At 74.4% G+C, this 21,566-nt stretch carries 18 protein-coding genes; 8 read left to right on the top strand and 10 right to left on the bottom strand.

Annotation, left to right across the window (positions count from 1 at the left end; translation table 11 throughout):
• Positions 1–39 precede the first annotated feature (39 nt).
• The 3 genes from qcrA (at position 40) to HDA31_RS06800 (ending at position 3,611) form a co-directional block, all read left to right on the top strand.
• Entirely contained in the window at positions 40–1,128 is a 1,089-nt protein-coding gene (gene qcrA / locus HDA31_RS06790; protein WP_043967176.1) for a cytochrome bc1 complex Rieske iron-sulfur subunit, read from the top strand.
• The gene (qcrB, locus tag HDA31_RS06795) at positions 1,125–2,750 is read left to right on the top strand and encodes a cytochrome bc1 complex cytochrome b subunit (protein ID WP_074474820.1); all 1,626 of its coding nucleotides are present in this window, start codon (positions 1,125–1,127) and stop codon (positions 2,748–2,750) included. Before qcrA ends, qcrB begins: the two co-directional genes overlap by 4 nt.
• Before the next feature lie 186 nt (positions 2,751–2,936).
• Positions 2,937–3,611 carry a DUF4142 domain-containing protein gene (locus HDA31_RS06800; RefSeq protein ID WP_178065892.1) on the top strand — a complete coding sequence of 225 codons (675 nt, stop codon included), beginning with the start codon at positions 2,937–2,939 and terminating at the stop codon, positions 3,609–3,611.
• 70 nt (positions 3,612–3,681) lie between these two features.
• Here the strand turns inward: HDA31_RS06800 and HDA31_RS06805 are convergent, their stop codons facing one another.
• From HDA31_RS06805 to HDA31_RS06825, 5 genes are all read right to left on the bottom strand, one after another.
• Positions 3,682–3,969 carry an Lrp/AsnC family transcriptional regulator gene (locus HDA31_RS06805; RefSeq protein WP_043967181.1) on the bottom strand — a complete coding sequence of 96 codons (288 nt, stop codon included), beginning with the start codon at positions 3,967–3,969 and terminating at the stop codon, positions 3,682–3,684.
• A 136-nt stretch (positions 3,970–4,105) separates the two neighbouring features.
• Positions 4,106–5,002 carry a nucleotidyltransferase family protein gene (locus HDA31_RS06810; RefSeq protein WP_178065891.1) on the bottom strand — a complete coding sequence of 299 codons (897 nt, stop codon included), beginning with the start codon at positions 5,000–5,002 and terminating at the stop codon, positions 4,106–4,108.
• The gene (locus HDA31_RS06815; protein WP_178065890.1) at positions 4,999–5,532 is read right to left on the bottom strand and encodes an NUDIX hydrolase; all 534 of its coding nucleotides are present in this window, start codon (positions 5,530–5,532) and stop codon (positions 4,999–5,001) included. The genes HDA31_RS06810 and HDA31_RS06815 overlap by 4 nt, the downstream gene beginning before the upstream one ends.
• A 53-nt stretch (positions 5,533–5,585) precedes the next feature.
• Positions 5,586–7,373, bottom strand: coding sequence for a RelA/SpoT family protein (locus tag HDA31_RS06820; protein WP_178067694.1), 1,788 nt, complete (start codon positions 7,371–7,373; stop codon positions 5,586–5,588).
• 127 nt (positions 7,374–7,500) lie between these two features.
• Positions 7,501–9,258, bottom strand: a complete 1,758-nt coding sequence (locus HDA31_RS06825) for a DEDD exonuclease domain-containing protein (RefSeq protein WP_178065889.1) — start codon at positions 9,256–9,258, stop codon at positions 7,501–7,503.
• Positions 9,259–9,386: 128 nt separating this feature from the next.
• Between HDA31_RS06825 and HDA31_RS06830 the strand changes: the two genes are divergently transcribed.
• From HDA31_RS06830 to HDA31_RS06845, 4 genes are all read left to right on the top strand, one after another.
• Positions 9,387–10,943 carry an NYN domain-containing protein gene (locus tag HDA31_RS06830; RefSeq protein WP_178065888.1) on the top strand — a complete coding sequence of 519 codons (1,557 nt, stop codon included), beginning with the start codon at positions 9,387–9,389 and terminating at the stop codon, positions 10,941–10,943.
• A 201-nt stretch (positions 10,944–11,144) separates the two neighbouring features.
• Positions 11,145–11,378, top strand: coding sequence for a hypothetical protein (locus HDA31_RS06835; RefSeq protein ID WP_074474826.1), 234 nt, complete (start codon positions 11,145–11,147; stop codon positions 11,376–11,378).
• A 186-nt stretch (positions 11,379–11,564) separates the two neighbouring features.
• Positions 11,565–12,824, top strand: coding sequence for a M48 family metallopeptidase (locus HDA31_RS06840; RefSeq protein WP_074474827.1), 1,260 nt, complete (start codon positions 11,565–11,567; stop codon positions 12,822–12,824).
• Entirely contained in the window at positions 12,821–13,945 is a 1,125-nt protein-coding gene (locus HDA31_RS06845) for a glycosyltransferase family 4 protein (RefSeq protein ID WP_178065887.1), read from the top strand. Before HDA31_RS06840 ends, HDA31_RS06845 begins: the two co-directional genes overlap by 4 nt.
• Before the next feature lie 10 nt (positions 13,946–13,955).
• On the opposite strand, the gene HDA31_RS06850 is transcribed toward HDA31_RS06845, so the two are convergent.
• The 5 genes from HDA31_RS06850 to HDA31_RS06870 form a co-directional block, all read right to left on the bottom strand.
• Complete coding sequence (locus HDA31_RS06850; protein WP_178067692.1) at positions 13,956–15,632, bottom strand: putative bifunctional diguanylate cyclase/phosphodiesterase; 1,677 nt, start codon at positions 15,630–15,632, stop codon at positions 13,956–13,958.
• 130 nt (positions 15,633–15,762) lie between these two features.
• Entirely contained in the window at positions 15,763–16,575 is an 813-nt protein-coding gene (locus HDA31_RS06855) for an SAM-dependent methyltransferase (RefSeq protein ID WP_178065886.1), read from the bottom strand.
• Positions 16,576–16,769: 194 nt separating this feature from the next.
• Positions 16,770–17,438: a response regulator transcription factor gene (locus HDA31_RS06860; RefSeq protein WP_007072219.1), complete on the bottom strand. Its 669-nt coding sequence runs from the start codon at positions 17,436–17,438 to the stop codon at positions 16,770–16,772.
• Between the two features lie 7 nt (positions 17,439–17,445).
• Positions 17,446–19,083, bottom strand: coding sequence for a sensor histidine kinase (locus HDA31_RS06865; protein ID WP_178067690.1), 1,638 nt, complete (start codon positions 19,081–19,083; stop codon positions 17,446–17,448).
• Positions 19,084–19,157: 74 nt separating this feature from the next.
• Positions 19,158–20,966 (bottom strand): AMP-dependent synthetase/ligase, encoded by a 1,809-nt coding sequence (locus HDA31_RS06870; protein ID WP_178065885.1) that lies wholly within the window; start codon positions 20,964–20,966, stop codon positions 19,158–19,160.
• Between the two features lie 121 nt (positions 20,967–21,087).
• Between HDA31_RS06870 and HDA31_RS06875 the strand changes: the two genes are divergently transcribed.
• Entirely contained in the window at positions 21,088–21,543 is a 456-nt protein-coding gene (locus tag HDA31_RS06875) for an SRPBCC family protein (RefSeq protein ID WP_074474830.1), read from the top strand.
• Positions 21,544–21,566 lie beyond the last annotated feature (23 nt).

The following is a 21,566-nucleotide window of genomic DNA, read 5'->3' on the forward strand; positions in this document are numbered from 1 at the left end:
GGTGCCGCGGTCCGGCACCGCCCGTAGCGAGGTGACGGCATGAGCACCAAGACCGAGCACCAGGCCCACCAGGGCCCGGAGCCGCTCGACGTCCACGACCCGCGGCTGAGCCGGTTCGACATCGTCCGGGAGGGCGCGCGCCGGGACGACATCGAGATCGTCCACTACGAGGAGCAGGTCGTCCCGGGCAGCAAGGCCGAGCGCCGGCTGACCCGCACGGTCGCCTCGATGTTCCTGCTGACCGGCCTGGCCGCCACCGCCTTCCTGGTCGTCTACATCTGGTGGCCGTGGGAGTACGAGCCGGGCACCGGCGGGGACAAGTACTACACCCCGCTGCTCGGCCTCACCCTCGGCGTCGCCCTGCTGGGCATCGGCTTCGGCATCCTGACCTGGGGCAAGAAGCTGCTGCCCAAGGAGGTGTCGATCCAGGACCGGCACGAGAACGACCCGAACGTGGCGGAGAGCCGCAAGATCACCGGCGAGACGATGCTCTACCTCGCCGACGAGATGGGCGTGAAGCGTCGCCCGCTGCTGGGCATCTCGCTGCTCGCCGGCCTCGCGCCCGTCGGCGCGGTCGCGGCGGCCCCGCTGGTCGGCGGCCTGATCTCCAACCCGCACAAGAACAACCAGATGTTCACCACCGGCTTCGCGCCGGCCGACGGCCGCAAGATCCGGCTGGTCCGCGAGGACGGCCGGCCGATCCGCCCGGCGGACATCAGCGCCGGCGGCCAGCTCACCGTCTTCCCCGGCATCGAGCACGGGGTGAGCAACAAGCACGCCGACTCCCCGACGCTGCTGATCCACCTGCGCGAGTCCGACGCCCAGGTCTCCCGCGAGGCCAACCAGCGGGTCGGCCACGGGAACTACATGTGGGGCAACTACGCCGCGTTCTCCAAGATCTGCACGCACGCGGGCTGCCCGGCGAGCCTGTACGAGCAGCAGACCAACCGGCTGCTCTGCCCGTGCCACCAGTCGCAGTTCCTGATCACCGACAACGCCCGGCCGGTCTTCGGCCCCGCGAGCCGGCGGCTCCCGCAGCTGCCGATCGAGGTGGACGACGAGGGCTTCTTCGTGGCGCGGTCGGATTACACCGAGACCGTCGGGCCTGACTTCTGGGAGCGGCCGTGAAGCGTCGTAAGTTGGACATGGCCTCCGTTCCGGGCAAGGCCGCGGTGGGGGTGGACGACCGCTTCGGGGTCTCCACGCCGCTGCGCAAGCTGCTGAACAAGGTCTTCCCCGACCACTGGTCGTTCCTGCTCGGCGAGATCGCGCTGTTCTCGTTCGTCGTGCTGCTGCTGACCGGCGTCTTCCTGACGTTCTTCTACGAGCCGGCGATGACCGAGGTGGTCTACAACGGCAGCTACGCCCCGCTGCGGGGCACGCCGATGTCGGCCGCGTACGCCTCCAGCCTGGACATCTCGTTCGACGTCCGCGGCGGCCTGATCATGCGGCAGATGCACCACTGGTCGGCGCTGCTGTTCATGGCCGCGATCGTCGTGCACATGCTGCGGGTCTTCTTCACCGGCGCGTTCCGCAAGCCGCGCGAGACCAACTGGATCATCGGCTCGCTGCTGTTCTGGGTCGGCTTCCTGGCCGGCTTCACCGGCTACTCGCTGCCGGACGACGGCCTCTCCGGCACCGGTCTGCGGATCGCCTCCGGCATCATGCTGTCGATCCCGGTGATCGGCTCCTGGGTCACCTCGTCGATCTTCGGCGGGGAGTTCCCCGGCGAGATCATCATCAGCCGGTTCTTCATCGCCCACGTGCTGCTCATCCCGGGCCTGCTGGTGGCGCTGATCAGCGCCCACCTCGGCCTGGTCTTCAAGCAGAAGCACACCCAGTGGCCCGGCCCCGGCCGGACCAACGACAACGTGGTCGGCGAGCGGATGTTCCCGCGCTACGCGCTCAAGCAGGGCGGCTTCTTCATGGTCGTCTTCGGCGTGATCGCGCTGATGGGCGGCCTGTTCCAGATCAACCCGATCTGGTATTTCGGCCCGTACGAGGCGTGGGTGGTCTCGGCCGCCAGCCAGCCCGACTGGTACGTCATGTTCCTCGACGGCTCGACCCGCCTCATGCCCGCGTGGGAGATCAACATCCCGATCGGCGACGGGTACGTCATCCCGCCGCTGTTCTGGCCCACCGTCGTGCTGCCGGGCGTCCTGGTCGGCCTCTCCACGCTCTACCCGTTCGTGGAGGCCCGCCGGCTCAAGGACTACCGCAGCCACAACCTGCTCCAGCGCCCCCGCGACGTCCCCGAGCGGACCGCGATCGGCGCGATGGCGGTGGCGTTCTACATCGTGCTGACCCTCTCCGGCGGCAACGACGTGATCGCGGACAAGTTCCACATCAGCCTCAACGCGATGACCTGGGCGGGCCGGATCGGCCTGCTGGTGATCCCGCCGCTGGCGTACTACGTGACCTACCGGATCTGCCTCGGCCTCCAGCAGCACGACCGGGAGGTGCTGGCGCACGGCGTGGAGACCGGCATCATCCGCCGGCTGCCGGACGGCCGGTTCGAGGAGGTCCACCAGCCGTTGGCCGCCGGTGGCCACGACGGCCACGGCGAGCTGGAGTACGCCGGCTGGGTGGTGCCCAAGAAGATGAACCGGCTCGGTGCCCTCGGGCCCGCCATCCGGGGCTTCTTCTACCCCATCGAGAAGCCGGCCGAGGCGCCGGTCTCGCCGGGGCACCCGCCGGTCGAGCCCCGGCCGGAGCGCAAGGAGATCACCAGCGGGGACACCCGCCGCTGACCCTCCCGCAAGCCGCACGTGGCGTCCGCCGGTTCCTCGGCGGGCGCCACGTCCCGTTTCCGCCCCCGGGCGACTGCCGGGCGTCGCCGGCACCCCGGCGCCTCCCGCGAGGCGGCTGCGGGTTCGCAGGGTTAATCCGGGTCAGCCGGGTATCCGTGCGGTCCAACGAAAAAGGGGGAGGGAAACATGTTGGGTCTCAAGCGCCTCGGACTGCTCGCCGCCCTGGTGGTGGCGGGGCTGGCGCCCGCGGCGGCGGCTCAGGCCGCACAGCCGTCGACGCAGGACAGCCAGTACCTGCAGGCGCTGCACCAGGTGAACCTCGCGGAGATCGAATCCGGGAACCTGGCGCAGCAGAAGGGTCAGAACCAGCAGGTCAAGGACCTGGGTGCCCAGTTCGTGACGGACCACACCCAGCTCGACCAGACGGTGCAGGACACCGCGCAGCAGCTCAACGTCAAGCTGCCGGGCGCCCCGACCGCCGACCAGCAGAAGGTCGTCAACAAGCTGAAGAAGCTCAGCGGCGCCGAGTTCGACAAGGCGTGGGTGACCGCCGAGCTGGCCGGTCACGTCCAGGCCATCCAGGCCACCCAGACGGAGATCTCGCAGGGCACCGAGCAGTCGGTGGTCCAGTTGGCCCAGAACGCCCTGCCGGTGCTCCAGGCGCACTACGACGCGCTGGTGGCCCTGGCCCAGACCCTCGGCGTCCCGGTCCCGCAGACCAGCGCCAGCGGCACGCCCAGCCCGGGCGCGACCACCACGACGCCCGCTCCGGGCGGCAGCAGCGAGGCCCCGGCCCCGGGCGGCACCTTCGAGTCGCCGACCCCGGAGAACACCGAGACGCCGGCCCCGAGCGTGAGCTGACGTTGCGACACCCCAGGCGGTAGCCAGTCCACCCGACCGGTGGGCTGGCTACCACCGTCGTGGCTACGGGTCAGTCCGTGCCGGCCAGCCCGATCGCGAACGCCTCCTCCAGGTCGTGCTGCGAGTAGGCCCGGAAGGCGATGTGCGACTCGGTGTTGATCACGCCGGGCACCTTGGAGATGCTGCCGGCGATGACCTGGGCGATCTGGTCGAACTCCCGCACCCGCACGATGGCGATCAGGTCGACGTGCCCGGCCACCGAGTAGACCTCGCTCACCCCGGGCAGGGCCGCCAGGTTCTCGGCCACCTCGGGGATCGAGTCGGTGGCGCAGTCGATCAGGACGATCGCGGTGATCACTGGTCTGCCCTTCGTCGCGCGGTGCACGCCACGCCGGTGGTGGCGTCGACGACCATCGTAGGCCCGTCCAACTGATCCCGGGCAGCGGTGGGGGCGGACCGCGAGGCGGGCCGGTGCGGCCGGGGCGGGCCAGGGCTCAGCGGGGCTCCGCCGCGACGGTCAGGCCCCCGGCGACGCGGACCACCCCGGTCAGGTGCTCCCCGGCGGCCACCTCCGCGCCCGGCCAGAGCACCGAGCGGGTCACCTCGCCCCGCACCGTGGCCCCCGCGCCCACCACGGCCTCCCGGCAGCGGCCGGTGACCGTCGCGGTCGGGTCGACCAGGTTGCCGCCGCCCGCCGCGTGCAGGTTGGCCGCCAGGTAGTCGGCGGGCGTGCCGGTGTCGTAGAAGGTGCCGGCGTAGGGCACGACGGTCAGCGCCCCGGCCGCCTCGGCCGGCCGCCACACCGCCCGGACCAGGTCGCCCGGCTCTGCCGTGAGGCCCCGCACCAGCCGCCACGGCAGCAGCGAGAAGCCGGTGAAGCGGTGGCCCGAGAAGGTGCCGGGGGCGGCCGGGTCGTCGGCGGGCTGGCCGAGCAGGCGTACGGTCTCGCCGTCCCAGCCGGCGAGCAGCGCGGCGACGTCCGGCCCCGGGCCAGCGGCCGGGTCGGCGAGGTACGCGTCGGCGTTGCCGACCAGCACGCCCCGGCCGGCGATCCAGTCCCGCAGGTTGCCCACCCCACCGGCCGTGCCGAGCGGGGCGCCCGGCTCGACCGAGAGGTGGGCCCGGTCGCCGACGTGCGCGACGACCTGCTCGCCGAGGTAGCAGGCGTTCACCGCCACCCGGGCCGGGCCGACGAGGCCGAGCCCGGCGAGCCGGGCCAACGCCCGGTCGAGCAACGGCACGTTGCCCACCGGGCAGAGCGCCTTCGGCAGCCGTTCGGTGAGCGGGCGCAGCCGGGTCCCCTCGCCGGCGGCGAGCACCACCGCGCAGACCTCCGGCGCGCCGGCCGGGCCCGCCGCGCCCCCGGGCCCGCCGGCCGCCGGGGTGGTCACGCCGCCGGCCCGCCCGGGGCCTCGCCGGCGCGCGGCCCGATGCCGTAGCGGCCGAGCAGGTTCGCCGTGGCGCGGCTCAGCCTCGGCAGGTCGTCCAGCGGATGCCAGGCGGCCTCGTAGACCTCGGCGCCGTCGACCGTCAGCTTCGTCGTCGACGCCGGCACCTCCGCCTCGAAGACGACGTCCACCCAGCCCTTCGCGTGCACCACGGCGTTCGGCACCGCCGGGCGCAGCCGGTCGGGGGAGAGCCGGACCCCGGACTCCTCGAACAGCTCGCGGGCCGCGCCGACGACCGGCTCCTCGCCGCGTTGCAGCAGACCCGCCGGCAGTGTCCAGCTGTGGCCGGGGGGCTGGCGCAGCAGCAGCAGGCGGCCGGGGCCGTCGGCCTCGGCGTCGCGGACCAGGGTGACCGCCCCGACGATGTACTTCGGTGTGGCGAGCCGGACCAGCCGGCGGCGCACCGACACGGGCAGTCGGTAGAAGACCTGGTAGGCGAAGGCCCGTCCGGTGGCTCGGGAGCGGGGGATCATCGCCTAAGGCTAGTGGCCGGCGTCGGGCGGGTCGGGCACCGGGGGCGAAAGCGTCACTGGCGGTGGTCGACCAGGTCGATGAGCTGCCGGACCACCGCGTCCGGTTCGAGGGCCCGGTCGAAGACCGCCACCAGCAGGGTCTCCAGGTCGGGGTAGCCCAGCTCCTCCGACAGCCGCAGCAGCGGCAGGTCGTTGGCCAGCCCTCGGTCGTGCTTGCGCAGCGCCAGCCCGATCGTGGCCCGGCCGAGGCGGACCTTGTCGGCGATCGAGATGCCCGGCTCGGTGTGCTCGGCGAACCAGCGGTTGATCTGCATCTGCGCGTGCGGGGACTTGACGAAGCCGAGCCACTCCCGGCGGGGGCCGCGCGGGGCGACGTCCGCCTCGAAGCCGGACTCCGCATCGGACTCGGTGAAGATCTCCACCACGTCGCCCTCCTCCAGCTCGGAGGAGAGCGGGGCGAGCCGGCCGTTGATCCGGGCCGCCAGGCAGCGGTCGCCCCGGTCGGGGCCCAGCTCGTAGGCTACGTCGACCGGGGTGGCCCCCGCCGGCAGCACCACCTGCCGCCCCTCGACGACGACCTGGATCTGCGCCTCGGCCAGGTCGCAGCGCAGCGACTCCAGGAACTGCGCCGGGTCGGGGGCCTCCTGCTCCCAGTCGAGCACCCGGCGCAGCCAGTCGAGCTGCTCGGCCTGCCCGGCGGCCCCGGCGGGGCGCGGGAAGCGGAAGTCGGCGGCGATGCCGTACTCGGCGGCGCGGTGCATCTCCTCGGTGCGGATCAGCACCTCGACGGTGCGGTCCTTCGGCCCGCAGACGCTCGTGTGCAGGGACCGGTAGAGGTTGTTCTTCGGGGAGGCGATGAAGTCCTTGAACCGGCCCGGCACGGGCCGCCAGAGGCCGTGCACCGCGCCGAGGGCGGCGTAACAGTCGGTCGTCGGCCCGTCCACGACGATCACGATCCGGGGCAGGTCGAACGGGACGCCGTGCCCGCCGGCGACGGTGTCCTTCCAGATCGAGTAGAGGTGCCGGGGGCGGGGGGAGACCTGGGCGTCGACGCGGCTGCGGCGCAGCGCCACCTTCGCCTTGGCGACCACGTCGTCGAGGTATGCCGACCAGCCGGGCCGGTCGTGCACGAACCGCGCGATGCGGGCGTGCTCCTCGGGCTCCAGGTGCAGCAGCACCACGTCGTCAAGCTCGCGTTTGAGGGTCTGGATGCCGAGCCGGTCGCAGAGCGGGACCAGCACCTCCAGCGTCTTGCGGGCGATCCGCTCCCGCGACGCGGCCGAGCGCACCCCGAGGGTGCGCATGTTGTGCAGCCGGTCGGCCAGCTTGATGATCAGGACCCGGACGTCCTTGCCGGCCGCGACGATCATCTTGCGGGTGGTCTCCGCCTCGGCGGCCTTGCCGTAGAACGCCTTGTCGAACTTGGTCACCCCGTCGACCAGGTGGGCCACCTCGCCGCCGAAGTCCTCCGCGAGGGCCTGGAGGGTGTAGCGGGTGTCCTCCACCGTGTCGTGCAGCAGCGCGGCCACCAGCGTGGTGGCGTCCATGCCCAGCTCGGCGCAGATCTGGGCGACCGCGAGCGGGTGGGTGATGTACGGCTCGCCGCTCTTGCGGAACTGGCCGCGGTGCATGTTCTCCGCGATCGTGTACGCCCGGCGCAGCACCGACGCCTCGGTGCTCGGATGGATGCCCCGGTGCGTGCGGATCAGGTGGGTGACCGGGTCCGTCTCGCCGGTGGGCCAGCTCAGCAGCGACCGCAGCCGGCGGGCCAGGGGCAGGTCGCCCGGCTGGGTCGGGAGCGCGCCCCCCAGGGCGGCGCCGTGTCCGGCGTCGACGTCCACGAGGGACACCTCCTCACCCCGGCTCCTCGGTCGCCGGGCACGGCGACGGGAGCAGGCCCACGAAACGGGCAGTACTGCACTTCCTTAACAGCCTAAGCGAGTCGGGGTCGTCCGATCGGTCACTTGGTCATGGGCGTTCGGTCGAGAGTTGGTGGGATGCGGCGTTCTCGATCTTACTGAGCAGGTCACGGAAGCGGGCCGCTCCGGCGGCCGGGGACGCCCAGCCGGAGGACATCTCCACCAACCGGGTCTCGGGTCGCTCCAACCAGGACAGGATGCGCTCGGACTCCTCGGCGGAGGCCCGGGGCACCGGGCCGGGGCCGGGCGGCACCGTCTCGGCGGTCGCCCGGATCAGCTCGATCGTCGGTCGCGGGTGGACGCCCGGCGGCGAGACCCCGGCCCCGGCCAGCCGGCCGTGCCGGACGAGGGCCAGCTCCCAGCCGCCCCGGGCGGCCGGCCGGGCGGCGGCCAGCTCGGCGATCCCGGCCAGCGCGGTCAACCGTTGCATCCGGACGGTGGCCCGCAGCACCGCCGCGAGCCGGGCCCGCACTACCGCCGCCTCCTCGTACCGCTGGTCGGCCGCCAGCGCCCCGATCCGGGCCAGCAGGGCGTGCACCACGGACCCCGGGTCGGTGGCGGTGGCCGCGCGGAACGGGTCGACGGCGCGGGCCGCGTACTCCTCCGGGGTGATCCGGTGCTCGCAGGGCGCCGGGCAGCGGCCCAGCTCGGCCAGCGCGCACGCCGGGGTGACCGTGCGCAGCGACAACCGGTGGGTGCACTGGCGCAGCGGGAGCGCGTCGTGGAAGCCGGCGGCGGCCAGCTCCGCCGCCCGTCGGGAGCCGAACGGGCCGAGGTAGGCCTCGTCGCCGTCGGCCAGCGACCGCACCACCGACAGCCGGGGGTAGGGCCCGTCGGTGAGCTTGAGCCAGACCATCCGCTCGGGGAACTTCGACCGCCGGTTGTACGGCGGCGCGTGCGCGCCGATCAGCCGCAGCTCGCGCACCTCGGCCTCCAGCGAGTGGGCGCACTCGACCGCCTCCACCCGCTCGGCGGCGGCCAGCATCTCCGACATCCGGGCCCGCTTCTCGGCGGCCGTGAAGTAGCTGCGCACCCGGGTGGCGATGTCGCCGGAGGTGCCGACGTAGAGCGGCCGGTCGTCGGCGGCCCGGAAGATGTAGACGCCGGGTGCCTTCGGCAGCCCGTCGGCGAGGTGGCGCTTGCGCCGCTGCGTCGGGGTGACCGCGCGGGCGAACTCGATCGCCTCCCCGACGGTGTCGACCCGGTGCCCGCCGAGGCGCGCGATGAGGCCGTGCAGCACGTCGACGGTGGCCTTGGCGTCGTCGAGCGCCCGGTGCGTGGGCCGGGTGGCCGTGCGGAAGTAGGCCGACAGGGTGCCCAGCTTGCGGTTGGGCACCTCGTCGCGGCTGAGCACCCGCCGGGCCAGCGCCGCCGTGTCCAGCACCCGGGGGTTGGGCCAGCGGTAGCCGTGCCGGGCGCAGGCGGCCTTGAGGAAACCGACGTCGTACGGCGCGTTGTGGGCGACCAGCACCGCGTCGGCGACGAACTCCAGGAAGCTCGGCAGCACCTGCTCGATCGGCGGCGCGGGGACCAGCATGGCCTGGGTGATCCCGGTCAGCACGGTGATGAACGGCGGGATCGGCACGCCCGGGTTGACCAGGGTGGCCAGCACGCCCAGCTCCTCGCCGCCGCGCACCTTCACCGCGCCGATCTCGGTGATGCCGCCGCCGTCCGGCGCGCCGCCGGTGGTCTCCAGGTCGACCACCACGAACGTCGTCGCGTAGAGCGGCAGCGCCGGATCCACGCCGCCGCCCGCCGCCTGGCCCAGCCCGGCGAGCGCCTGCTGGACGTACTCCGCACCGCCCACCCCGGGCACGGTAGACCCCCGGTCCGACACTCGTGTCACAACAGTCCCAGGGGCCACCCCTGGGGCTAGGATGAGAGATCAGCTCACTCACCGGGCGGTGGGCCCGGTCGCGGTGGGAGACTTGCCACATGCCCCTCACCGAGCCGCACGACGACAGCCTCCCGCAGGAGGAGTCGGTCGACGCTGCGCGCCACCCCGGTGAGGAGGCCCCGGCCGCGCGGGGGAGCGCTGCGCCCGAGCCGACGACGGCGGCCGGGTTCGGGCCGGTGGCCGAGCCGACGACGGCGGACCCGGTGGCCGAGCCGGAGCCCGGGGCAGAGTCCGAGCCCGGGGCAGAGTCCGAGCCCGAGCCAGATTCGGAGTCCGAACCGGAGCCCGAGCCGGAGCCGATGCTGCCGGAGCCCGTGCGGCAGCGGATCGTCGCGCTCACCGCCGCCGTCCTGCCGGTCCTGCCCGGCGACGAGGTGCCCGTGCCGCTGCGCCGGGTGGCCAAGTTCGCGCCCAACCGGCGGGCGCGGCTGGGCGCGCCGATGATCGCCGCCCAGCTCACCGCCGACCCGCTGTTCCGGCAACGGATCACCGCCCGGGTGCTCGCCGACTCCGGCGACCTCGGGGCCGCCGTGGTCGCCGGCACCGCCCCGGCCGCGGCCGACCCGGTCGAGGTCGCCGCCCTGGCCTACCTCGCCCGGCCCCGGGGCTGGCGGGCGTTGATCGACGTCAGCGGCGCGGCGGTGCGCGCCGAGGCGGACCGGGCCGTCGTCGACGAGCTGGTCCGCGAGGCCGAGCAGCGCGCCACCCGGGCCGAGCACGACCGGGCCGTGGCCCGGGTCGAGGCCGACAAGCTCCGCGACGAGCTGGCCCGGGTCCGCGACGAGCTCGGCCAGCTCCGCGAGGAGAACCGGCAGCTCGCCCGCACGCTGCGCGAGGCGCAGGCCCGGGAGCGCCGGGCTGCCGAGCTGCTGGCCACCGAGCGGGGCCGGGCCACCCGCGCCGCGACCGAGGCGGACGCCGAGCTGCGCCGCGCCCGGGCCCGGCTGGCCGAGGCCGAGGCGGCGGCCGGGGTGGCCCGCGCCAGCGCCAAGGAGGCCCGCTCCGTCGACGACGCGAAGCTCTGGCTGCTGCTGGAGACGATCGGGCAGGCCGCCGTCGGGCTGCGCCGCGAGCTGGCGCTCGACCCGGTCGACCGGTTCCCCGCCGACTTCGTGGCCGACGCCTTCGCCGACCAGCCGAACGCCGCCCCGGCCGGCGCGGCCACCCGCGCCCGGGACACCGACGACCCCGCCCGGCTCGACCAGCTGCTCGCGCTGCCGAAGGCGCACCTGGTGGTGGACGGCTACAACGTGACGAAGCGGGGCTTCGGCGAGATGTCGCTGGAGCAGCAACGCAAGCGGCTGATCACCGGGCTGGGCGGGATCGCGGCGCAGACCGGGGACGAGGTCACGGTGGTCTTCGACGGCGCCGAGCGGATGCACGGCCTGCCGCCGACGCCGCGCGGCGTCCGGGTGCTCTTCTCCCGCAAGGGGGAGACCGCCGACGAGCTGATCCGCCGGCTGGTCCGCGCCGAACCGGCCGGCCGCCCGGTCGTCGTGGTCTCCTCCGACCGCGAGGTCGCCGACGGGGTACGCCGGCACGGCGCCTACCCGCTCGGGGCCGACTCGCTGCTGCGTCGCCTCGCCCGGTCCTGACCGGCGGCACCGTCCGTTGCCGGCTCGTCGTCGCCCGACCGCCGTGCGCGCGATCGGGCTCCTTGCTCGGGTCTGGGGCGGAAGCGGGCCGGTTGTCCGAATCTGTCGTACCCCGGCCGTAGTGTCGGCGTGACCGACGGTGGTCGGGCGGTGGCGACGCCGCCCCGGCCCGTCCACCGACGCATCGCTTCAGGAGGAACGATGCTGATCGACTGCGACAGGTGCCGCGTGCGGGGCGCGGGTTGCGGCGGCTGCCTGGTGACCGCCCTGCTCGACGCCGACGCCCCGGGGGCCGACCTCGGCCCCGCCGAGCTGCGGGCCATCGAGGTGCTCGCCCGCGCCGGCTTCGACGTCGAGGTGCTGCCCGACGTCGACGCGGCCACGCCCCCGCCATGGGTGCCCCGCCCCGGCCCGATCCGCCGCCGCGCCGCGTAGCGCCCGCCGGGTCGAGCCCGCCATGTCGGCGACATGGCGGGGTCGGGGACATGGCGATACCGCCATGTCCCCGACATGACGACGTGACCACCCCGGTCGGCCCCGCCGCCGCCGGCAATAGGATGAGCGCTCACGGCGGGAGGAGCGACGGATGGGGCGCGCACGAGGCGAGCGCGGGGTGGCCCGGTGACGCCGCGCGGCTGGGCGGTGCTCACCCTCGCCGGGCTCACCGTCGCGCTCCTCGTCGCCGTCGCCCTGCTCGTGCCCTGGCACCGGCCGCCCGCCCCGCGCGCCGACCAGCTCGCCGCCCTACGGGACCTCCCGGCCGAACAGGTCGCCCGGGCCCGCGCCTTCCGTGGCGCGCTGCGCCCCGGCGGCTGGGCCGCCCTCGCCGTGGGCCTGCTGGTGGCCCTGGCGGTCGGCCTGACCCCGCTGGGCGGTCGCCTGGTGGAGCTGGTGGCCCGCCCGTTCGGCGGCCACTGGGTCGCCCAGGCCGTGCTCGGCGGGCTCGCCGTGCTGCTCGTCGCCGACCTGCTCACCCTGCCGTTCGCCGCCTGGCGGCAGACGGTCCTCACCCGCTACGGGCTGAGCACCCAGGGCTGGGGCGGCTGGACGGCCGACCTGCTCAAGTCGTACGCCGTCAGCGCAGTGATCGGCGCGCTCGCCCTGCTCGGCTTCTACACCGTCGTCCGGCTCGCCCCGCGCTGGTGGTGGGCCTTCGGCGCGGCCGGCGCCGCCGGGCTGGTGGTGCTGCTGTCGTTCGTGCTGCCGGTGCTGGTGGAGCCGGTGTTCAACCGGTTCACCCCGATGGAGCAGGGCCCGCTGCGCACCGAGCTGACGGCCCTGGCGGCCCGCGACGGGGTGCCGGTGCGCGACGTGCTCGTCGCCGACGCGTCCCGACGCACCCGCGCCGTCAACGCGTACGTCTCCGGGCTCGGGCCGACCCGCCGGGTCGTCGTCTACGACACGCTGCTGCGCGAGGCGACCCCGGCCGAGGTGACCAGCGTCGTCGCGCACGAGCTGGGGCACGCTAAGGACCGCGACGTCTGGACCGGCACGCTCACCGGGGCGCTGGGCGCCGCGCTGGGCGTGGTCGTGCTCTACCTGCTCGGCTCCGCCGGCCCGCTGCTGCGCCTGGCCGGCGTCGACTCGATCGCCGAGCCGCGCGCGTTCCCGCTGCTGCTGGCGCTGGTCACGGTGGCGGGCCTGGTGACCGCCCCGGCCCAGGCGCTGGTGTCCCGCCGGGTCGAGGCGCGGGCCGACGCGCACGCCCTGGCCCTCACCGGCGACCCGGCCACCTTCGAGGCGATGCAGCGCCGCCTGGCCGGGGTGAACCTGGCCGACCCCGACCCGCCCCGCTGGGAATACCTCTACTCGGCGTCGCACCCGTCCACGGTCGAGCGGATGGCCGCCGCCCGCGCCTACGCCAGGGAGACCGGCAGATGAGCCGCACGCTGCTGATCACCAACGACTTCCCGCCCCGCCCGGGCGGCATCCAGTCCTTCGTGCACAACCTCGCCGTGCGCCAGCCCACCGGCTCCGTGGTGGTCTACGCCTCCAGCTGGCGGGGGGCCGAGAAGTTCGACGCGGACCAGCCGTTCGAGGTGGTCCGGGAACGCACCAAGGTGCTGCTGCCCACCCCGCTGATCGCCCGCCGGGCCGCCCGGCTGGCCCGCCGGCACGACTGCGACACCGTCTGGTTCGGGGCGGCGGCCCCGCTCGGGCTGCTCGCCGCCGGGCTGCGCCGCCGCGCCGGGGTCCGCCGGGTGGTCGCCCTGACCCACGGGCACGAGGTGGGGTGGGCGGCGCTGCCCGTGGCCCGCGCGGCGCTGCGCCGGATCGGCCGCGGCGCGGACGTGGTCACCTACCTGGGCGAATACACCCGGGTCCGGCTGGAGCGGGCGCTGCACGGGCTGACCGAGCTGCACCGGCTGGCCCCCGGGGTCGACGTCGACACGTACCATCCGGAGGTCGACGGCGGGCCGGTGCGGGCCCGGCTCGGCCTCGCGGACCGGCCGGTCGTGGTCTGCGTCTCCCGCCTGGTGCCGCGCAAGGGCCAGGACATGCTGATCCGGGCCCTGCCGGAGATCCGCCGCCGGGTGCCCGACGCGGCGCTGCTGGTCGTCGGCGGCGGCCCCTACCGGGGCGACCTGGAGAAGCTGGCCCGGCAGGCCGGCGTCGAGCGGGACGTCGTCTTCACCGGCTCGGTGCCCACGGCGGAGCTGCCGGCCCACTACGCCGCCGGCGACGTCTACGCGATGCCCTGCCGCACCCGCAACCGGGGCCTCGACGTCGAGGGCCTCGGCATCGTCTACCTGGAGGCGTCGGCGACCGGGCTGCCGGTGGTGGCCGGCGACTCCGGCGGCGCGCCGGACGCCGTCCGCGAGGGCGAGACGGGATACGTGGTCCCCGGCCGCGACGTCGCCCAGCTCGCCGACCGGGTGGCCACCCTGCTCGCCGACCGGGACCTGGCCCGGCAGCTCGGCGCGGCGGGCCGGGCGTGGGTGGAGCGGGAGTGGCGCTGGGAGACCCAGGCCGCCCGGCTGGCCGCCCTCCTCGCCGGCTGACCGCGCCGCCTCAGCCGGCGGCGGACAGGCGCTCCAGCAGCCGCGCGGCGGGCTCCGGCTTGCCGAAGTGCCAGCCCTGGGCGGCGTCGCAGCCGATGGCCCGCAGCCGGTCGGCCTGCCCCTCGGTCTCGACCCCCTCGGCCGTCACGGTCAGGTTCAGCGCGCGCGCCAGCGAGACCAGGGAGGCGAGGATCCGCTCGTCGGTGCGGCTCGCCGGGTCGTCCGCCGGGGCGCGCAGCCCCGCCACGAACTCCCCGGCGACCTTCAGCTCGGTCACCGGCAGGTCCCGCAGGTACGTCAGGTTGCAGTAGCCGGTGCCGAAGTCGTCGATGGCGATCCGCACGCCCATGTCGGCCAGCACCCGCAGGGCGCGCACCGGCTCCTCCACCGCGCTCATCATGGTGCTCTCGGTGACCTCCAGCTGGAGCCGCTCGGGCGGCAGGCCGGTGCGGTCGAGCACCTCGCGCACCTCCCGCACCAGCCCGGGACGGTGCACCTGGCGGACCGCCAGGTTGACGCTGACGAACGGCGCGGCGGCGCCGAACGACGACCAGGTCGCCGCCTCCCGGCACGCCTCGGCGAGCACCCAGCTGCCCAGCGGCACGATCAACCCGGTCTCCTCGGCCAGCTCGATGAACGTGCCCGGGTAGAGCTTGCCCAGCTCGGGGTGCCGCCAGCGGACCAGCGCCTCCACGCCGAGCACCCGGCCGTCGCGCAGGGACGTCAGCGGCTGGTAGTCGAGGTGGAACTCGCCCCGGTCGAGGGCCGCCGGTATCGCCGCGGACAGGGCGTACCGGGCCAGCTCGCGGCGGCTGCGCTCGACGTCGAACAGCGACCAGCGCGCGCCGCCGTCCGCCTTGGCCCAGTGCAGCGTGGCGTCGGCGGCCCGCATCAGGTCGACCGGGGTGGTGCCGGCCACGGGGCGCTCGACGATGCCGATGCTCGCCGACACCGTCAGCTCGTGCCCGTCGACCAGGGCCGGCTCGCTGACCGCCGCGAGCGCCGTCTCGGCCACCTTCACCACGTCGTCGGTGCCCGCCGTGCGTTCGACCAGGATGACGAACTCGTCGCCGCCGAGGCGGGCGACCAGGTGCTCGCCGAGCGCGCGGCGCAGCCGGTCGGCCACCGACACCAGCAGCATGTCGCCGACCTGGTGGCCGAGGGAGTCGTTGACCACCTTGAAGCGGTCCAGGTCGAGGAAGCACACCCCGACCCGGTCCGCGCCCCGGCCGGGGGAGTCGATCGCGGCGGCCAGCCGCTCGGTGAACAGCGTGCGGTTGGGCAGGTCGGTCAGCGGGTCGTGGGTGGCCTGGTGGCGGAACCGGGCCTCGCTGTCGCGCAGGGCCCGCTCGGCCTCCGCGCGGGCCACCATCGCGGCCCGGCGGATCGACTCCTGCTCGTCGAGCGTCCGGTCCCGCAGCGCGCGGGCGTAGCCGGTCGCCACGGTGGCCAGCAGCCGGGCCATCCGGTCCTCGGCGTCCTCGGTGACCAGCCCCAGGTCGCGCAGCAGCCGGAGCTGGATGACCTCGATGGTCCGGCCCAGGCCCTCGGCGGAGGCGATGTGCGCCGCCACCAGCTCGGCGCCGACCTGGTGGCCGACCCGCACGTCGAACGGCTCGGACACCAGCGCCTCGGCCAGCCGCCCGGTGAGCCGGTGCAGCAGCGCCTCCAGCTGGGCCTGCGTCATCGGCAGGTAGCTGGTGCCGGAGACCGCCTTCGCCCAGGCCCGGGCGAACACGTTCGGGCAGGTGGCGGGAACCCCCGGACCGCAGGCGTGGCCGTCGGGGGCTGACGGGCCGGACGTGCCGTCGGAGTGCTCACCCACCGAGCCGCCCGACGCCACCCATGAAGACCGCCTTCTCGGCGTCCTCGGCGCTCTCCGGGGTCTCGGGCCGCCACTGCGGCACCCAGACGACGCCCGGGTCGACCAGCGGGAAGCCGTCGAAGAGGGCGGTCAGCTCCCGCCGGCTGCGGATGACCAGCGGGTTGTCGGTGCGCTGGTAGACCGCCTCGGCCTCCTCGCGTTCGCCGGTGTCGCGCCGGTCGTCGTCGCTGGCCTGGGACATCACCAGGTAGCTGCCCGGGGCGAGCGCCGCCCGCAGGGTCCGCAGGATCTCGTCGGGGCGGTCCTCGTCGGGCACGAAGTGCAGCACCGCCACGATCATCACCGCGACCGGCTGGGAGAAGTCGAGCATCCGGGTGACCTCGGGGTGGGCCAGGATCCGCTCCGGGTGGCGCAGGTCCTCCTGGAGGACGGCCGCCCGGTCGTTGCCGCTGAGGATCTCCCGGCTGTGCGCCACGGCCACCGGGTCGACGTCGACGTAGACCACCCGGGACTCCGGGGCGATCCGCTGGGCGATCTCGTGCACGTTGCCGACGGTCGGGATGCCGGAGCCGATGTCGAGGAACTGGCGGATGCCCGCCTCGGTGAGGAACTGCACCGCCCGGCGCAGGAACGCCCGGTTGGCCTGGGCCATCAGCGGGGCCTCGGGCACCGCGTCGACCATCGCCCGCGCGGCGGCCCGGTCGGCGGCGAAGTTGTGCGAGCCGCCGAGATAGTAGTCGTACATGCGGGCCACGCTGGGACGCTCGATGTCGATCGTGTCGGGTGCCCAGTCCGGCCGCTGCATGCCCTACCCCTTTTGTCAACGACGCGGGACACGCCGCCCGCGCGGGTCACCCGCGTATTCTGCCCCGCCTGCGGGGCAGGTGACCAGAGAGGGCCGCCGTCGCCCCGTCTGCCCGGCCGGAGGGTCCCGTTGACCGGACCCGCCGGCCGTCGCGCAAGCCCCCCGGCCGGTGGCCGCCGGCCGGCGGGACGGCGTCAGAACTTCGGAGCGTCGGGGGCTTCGAGCAGGCCGAGCCGCAGGGCCGTCATCAGCGCCTGCGCCCGGTTGGCCGCGCCCAGCTTCTCGTAGAGCTTCGAGATGTGGGTCTTGGCCGTCGACTCGCTGACGAAGAGCTGCTTGGCGATGCCGGCCACGCTCATCCCGTCGGCGAGCAGCCGCAGCACCTGACCCTCGCGGGGGGAGAGCTGCGGGCCGGACGGCGCGAGCCGCCGCTTCATCGCCTCGGCCAGGTCGGCGGCCGTGAACGCGCTCGGCGAGGAGGCGGCGTGCCGGGCGGCGGCCACGACCTCGTCAGCCGGGGCCGTCTTCGGCACGAACGCGCTCGCACCGGCCTCCAGCGCGCCGAAGAGCTGGTCGTCGCCCGCGTACATGGTGAGCACGACGATGCCCATCGACGCGCTGGACTTGCGGAGCGCGCGGGTGGCCTCCAGGCCACTGCCGTCGGGAAGCCGAAGGTCCATGATCACCACGTCGGGCTGGAGGGCGCCGGCCTGCCGGACCCCCTCCGCCGCCGTGGCGGCCTCACCGACGACCTCGAACTGCCGGTCCCGCTCGAAGGCGTGCCGCAGCCCCTTGCGGATCAGATCGTGATCGTCGACAAGGAGGACCTTGGTGCGGGTCGCCGGTGTCGGGCTTGTGGTCATCCTCGGGTTACTCCCCTTCTGCTGCTGCCGCCTTGCCGCGCACCCTATCGCGCCGGGGCGACGAACCGAGCACCACCGCCACGGTCGTGCCACTGGGCTGGCGCGGCCTGATCTCCAATCGGCCCCGGATACGTTCCGCTCTCTCGGCCATGATCGCAAGCCCGTAGTGACCGTCCGTGCGCTGGTCAGCGATGCCCTGACCGTCATCCGACACTTCAATTTGCGCGTACGGGGGGTCCACCTCGCAGGTGACCCACAGATTTGCGGCCCCGGCGTGCTTGCGGGCGTTGGTGACCGCCTCCTGCGCGATGCGCAGCAGCTCGGCCTCGGTCGCGGCGGGCAGCCGCGCGGTGGACTCGTCCAGCGACAGGTGCACCCGCAGCCCGCCGGACGCCCCGACGGTGCGCGCGTACTCGGCGATGGCGGCGGCCAGGCCGCCGTGCCGGTCCACCTCGCTGCGCAGCTCGAACAGGCTCAGCCGCAGCTCGGTGATGACCCGGGTCACCTCGCCGCGCAGGGTGCGCAGCGCCTCGGCCGTCTCCTTCGGGTCCTCCTCCACGTACGCCAGGGCGTTGTCGATGCCGTACCCGACCATGACCAGCTCCTGGGCGACCCCGTCGTGGATCTCCCGGGCCAGCCGCTGCCGCTCCTCGTTGGTGGCCAGCGAACGCACCTCGTCGAACAGGAGCGCGGCCTCCAGCCGCAGCGCCGCCGGGCGGGTCAGCGCGGTCACCCGGGACACCACCGGCGGCGGGTACGCCTGCGCGACGTCCGCCTCCATCACCAGCATGCCGACCGTGCGGACCCCGGCGACCAGCGGCACGATCAGCGCCGAGACGTCGCCGCCGGTGTGCGAGCGGGCCTGCGAGCGGCTGGCGGTCTGCGGCTGCTGGCTGGCCCAGGCGTCGGCGATCGCCGAGTCGGCGTCGAGCGTGGTCTCCCAGTCGACCCGGTCCACGCCCACCTGGGCGAGCACCACCAGCCGGCCGCCGCCGCTGGCGGAGAGCACCGCCGCCCGCTCGGCCCGGGCCACGGTGCGCAGCTCCTCCAGCAGGTGCTCGGAGATGCCGCCCGGGTCGAGGGTCGCCCCCGGAAGCTGCCGGGCCACCGTGCGCAGCTGGGTCAGCAGCCGGGTCGCCTCCGCGTACGGCTGGGGCTTGCCCTCGCTGCGGACCCGGATCACCCGGTGCAGGGTGCCGGCGGTGTAGAGGCCCAGGCCGGCGAGGATCAGCCACTGGGCGCAGACCGCCAGGTAGCCCGGCTGGCCGAGCTGCCGTCCGCCGTCGACCTGGGTGAGGGCGGCGCTGGTCACCAGGGTGGCGGCGGTGACGGCGAGCAGCGCCGCGCCCTCGCGGAACCGGCGGCGCAGCGCGGTCACCGTCACCGGGACGGCGAGGTACGGCAGCACGGCCGACGCGCCGAGGCCGCCGATCGTGCCGTTGAGGGTGGTCACCGCGGCGACCTGGCTCGCGGCCAGCCCCAGCACCACCACCTCGGCGAAGCGGCTGAGCGGGCCGAGCAGCCGGTGCTGGGGGGCGAGCGCGGCGGGCAGCCCGGCGGCGCCGAGCAGCGCGATCCACCAGAGCTGACCGGCGTCGTGGGTGGCGAAGAGGGTGAGGACGGCGACCAGCACGAGCATCACCACGCGGGCGGCGGTGGCGAGCGGCTGCGTCGGCGGCCGGGCGGGTGTCGAGGAGTCGGGCACGTGACGGATCGTAGTCAGCGCCGGTAGATCTCGGCGATCTCCGCCGCGTACGTGCTGTGCACGACCTGCCGCTTGACCTTCAGCGACGGGGTGAGCTCCCCGGTGGCCTCGGTGAAGTCGCGCGGCAGGATCCGGAACACCTTGATCGCCTCGGCCTTGGAGACGGACTGGTTGGCCTGGTCGACCGCGCCCTGCACCTCGGCGCGCAGCGCCTCGTCGTCGCGCAGCTCGTCGACGCCGGTGCCCTCGGGGCGGCCGTGGGCGGCCAGCCACTTCGGCAGCGCCTCCTCGTCGATGGTGACCAGCGCGGCGATGAACGGCTGCCGGTCGCCGACGACGACGCACTGGCTGATCAGCGGGTGCGCCCGGACCTGGTCCTCCAGCACCGCCGGGGCGACGTTCTTGCCGCCGGCCGTCACGATGATCTCCTTCTTGCGGCCGGTGATGCTCAGGAAGCCGTCGGCGTCGAGCTGGCCGAGGTCGCCGGTGCGGAACCAGCCGTCGGCGCTGAGCGCCTCGGCGGTGGCCTCCTCGTTGCGCCAGTAGCCCTGGAAGATCAGGTCGCCGGAGATCAGGATCTCGCCGTCGTCGGCGATCCGGATGGTCACGCCGGGCAGCGGCCGGCCGACGGTGCCGATCCGCGTCGCGCCGGGCAGGTTCGCGGCGGCGGCGGGGGAGGTCTCGGTCAGCCCGTACCCCTCGCAGATGGTCACCCCGATGCCCCGGAAGAAGTGCCCGAGCCGGGCCCCGAGCGGCGCGCCGCCGGAGATCGCGTCGCGGCACCGGCCGCCGAGGGCCGCCCGCAGCTTGCGGTAGACCAGCTTGTCGAAGACCGCGTGCTGGACGCGCAGCGCCACACCCGGCCCGTTCGGCGACTCCAGCGCCTCGCTGAAGGCCACCGCGACCTGCTCGGCCCGGTCGAAGATCTTGCCCTTGCCGTCGGCCTCGGCCTTCTGCCGGGCCCCGTTGTAGACCTTCTCGAAGACCCGGGGCACCGACAGCACGAAGGTCGGCCGGAACTCCTGGAGCTCGGCGACCAGGTTCCTGGTGTCGGCGCAGTGCGCCATGGTGGCCCGCGCCTGCACCACGCCGATCTGGATGAGCCGGGCGAAGGCGTGCGCGAGGGGGAGGAACAGCAGGGTCGACGCGCCCGGACGCAGGAAGAGGTTGGGCAGCACCGGCACGGCGTTGGCGATGTCGGCGTACATGTTGCGGTGGGTCAGCACGCAGCCCTTGGGGCGGCCGGTGGTGCCGCTGGTGTAGATGATGGTGGCGACGTCGTCGGCCTTGACCGCCGTGCGCCGCCGGTCGACCTCGACCGGGTCGACCGCGGCCCCGGCGGCGACCAGCTCGTCGACCGCGCCCAGCTCGATCTGCCACAGGTGGGCCAGCTCGGTGAGCCGGTCGCGGACGCCCTCGACGAGGGTGGCGTGGGCGGTCGTCTCGACCACGGCGGCGACCGCGCCGGAGTCGGCCAGGATCCAGGCGGCCTGCTCGGCGCTGGACGTCTCGTAGATCGGCACGGTGACCGCGCCGGCCGCCCAGATGGCGTAGTCGAACAGGGTCCACTCGTAGCGGGTGCGGCTCATCAGGCCGACCCGGTCGCCGGGGGAGATGCCGGCGGCGACCAGGCCCCGGGCCACCGCGACCACCTCGTCGCGGAACTGCCGGCAGGTCACCTCGACCCAGCCGGTGGCGGGCGCGACGGCGGGGCGGGCGAACTGGACGGCGTCCGGGGCGGTCTCGGCATTGTCCCAGACCGGGTCGGTGAGGCTGGCCGAGTCGCCGACGGTGACGATCGGCGGGACGGAGAACTCGCGCACCTGCACTCCCTCGTGCTCGCACTGGCCGGGCGGGCCGGGGCCCCGGAGGGGTCGGCTCTGTCGAAACCTACCCGCCCGACCAGGTGGGTGCGCCAGGCAGGTTGCCGGGTAGCCTCCCCCCATGGCGGACTCCTCCACCCAGTCGATCGTCGTGGGCGCGTCACCGGAGCGGGTGGCGGCGGTCATCTGCGACTTCGCGCGTTACCCCGAATGGACCGACGCGGTGCGCCGGACCGAGGTCGTGGAGGAATACGAGGACGGCTACGCCAGCCAGGTCCGCTTCACCCTCGACGCCGGGGTGCTGGCCGACGAGTACGTGCTGGCCTACGAGTACGCCGAGGACATCTCCCGGATCGAGTGGCACCTGGTGGCGCCCTCGAAGATGCAGCGCTCCCAGCGCGGGTCGTACGACCTCGTCGGCAACCCCGACGGCACGACCACGGTGACCTACACCCTGGAGGTGGAGCTTTCCGTGGGCATGCTCGGCATGTTTCGCCGCAAGGCCGAGAAAATGATCATGGATGCGGCGTTGAAGCAGCTCAAGCGCCGGGTAGAAGACACCGGTGCGGCGCGGTGACGCGACCGGCTGCGGCGCGCCCG

The sequence above is a fragment of the Micromonospora carbonacea genome (assembly GCF_014205165.1).
GTDB lineage: Bacteria > Actinomycetota > Actinomycetes > Mycobacteriales > Micromonosporaceae > Micromonospora > Micromonospora carbonacea.